Consider the following 1,265-nt stretch of genomic DNA (forward strand, 5'->3'; position numbering starts at 1 on the left):
GGCCAGCGGCCGGCACCGCTCCTGCCCGGCGCGTTTCCGGCAGCCGGCGTTGCAGCCCGGCCCGGCCTGCCGACGCCCGGGGCATCGCCTGCCGATCCCGCCGATCCGCTCGCGGCGCTGCCGGTCGATCCCTATGATCTGCCCGAACCGGCGCGGCGGTCGCCCGATCTGGTCGGTGTGCTCGACACCGCGCATGGCGGGCTTGGCGACGCTTTGTGGGGCGCGGCCGATGGCCGGTATCTGGCAGCGTTGCTCAGCGGCACGCGCGCGCCCGTCGCCTCGCGCTGGGCGTCGATCCTGCTCCGCCGCGCGCTTTTGACCCGCGCCGCCGCGCCGCGCGGCCTGGCCGGGGCCGACTGGGTGGCCGAACGCGCCTGGCTGCTGCTGCGGATGGGCGAGGCGGATGCGGCGCGGATGCTAGTATCGGGCGTCGATCTGGCAAGCTTCACGCCGCGGCTGATCGGCGTTGCTCAGCAGGTGGCGCTCGCGACCGGCGATCCGGCGGCCCTGTGCGGGCTGACCGGCGCGGCCGAGACGGTGAGCCGCGAACCCGCCTGGGATCTGGCGCGGGCGATGTGCGCGGCGATGTCGGGCGAAACCGGCAGCGCCAATGCGCTGATCGACAGCGCCCGGCGGCGCGGCCGGGTGCGCGGCATCGATCTGCTGCTCGCCGAAAAGCTGGTCGGCGCGGCAGGCGGGCGGCGCGCGGTCAATATCGAATGGACGGGCGTGGACCGGCTGACCGTCTGGCGGTTCGGGCTGGCGAGCGCGCTCAACGTGCCGATCCCGGCCCCGCTGTTCGACACCGCGGGGGTGCAGGTGCGCGGCTGGGCGGCGCGCGCGCCGATGCGCAGCGCGGGCGAACGGCTGGATGCGGCGGGCTGGGCGGCGGCGCTCGGCGTGCTGTCCAACCTTGGCTATGTCGATCTGGTCGGCGCGGCGTTCGACGCGACCGATCCGGGCGAAGTCGGCGGCACGCTGGGTGACCGGCTGCGCACCGCCTATAGCGGTGACGGCCCCGCTGAACGGCTGGAGGCGCTGCGCGGCCTGTGGAGCGAGCCGGGCAACCCGATGCTGCGCCATGCGCGGCTGGTGCTGACGGCGCGGGCCGCCGCGCGCATCGCCCCCGCCGAGGATCATGGCGATGATGCCGGCACGCTGATCGCGGCGATGCTGACCGCCGGGCTGGATGATGCCGCCGCGCGCTGGGCGGTGGTCGCCGCGGCGCGCCCGGCCGGGGACCCGGCGTGGGCGCTGCTGGCGGC

General features: G+C 76.2%; 1 protein-coding gene. It reads left to right on the forward strand.

Annotation, left to right across the window (positions count from 1 at the left end; translation table 11 throughout):
- The coding region (locus OPU66_RS14885) for a hypothetical protein (protein ID WP_498554429.1) at window positions 1–1,265 on the forward strand (1,265 nt) is incomplete at both ends.

This window comes from Sphingomonas sp. URJC2, from assembly GCF_059803575.1.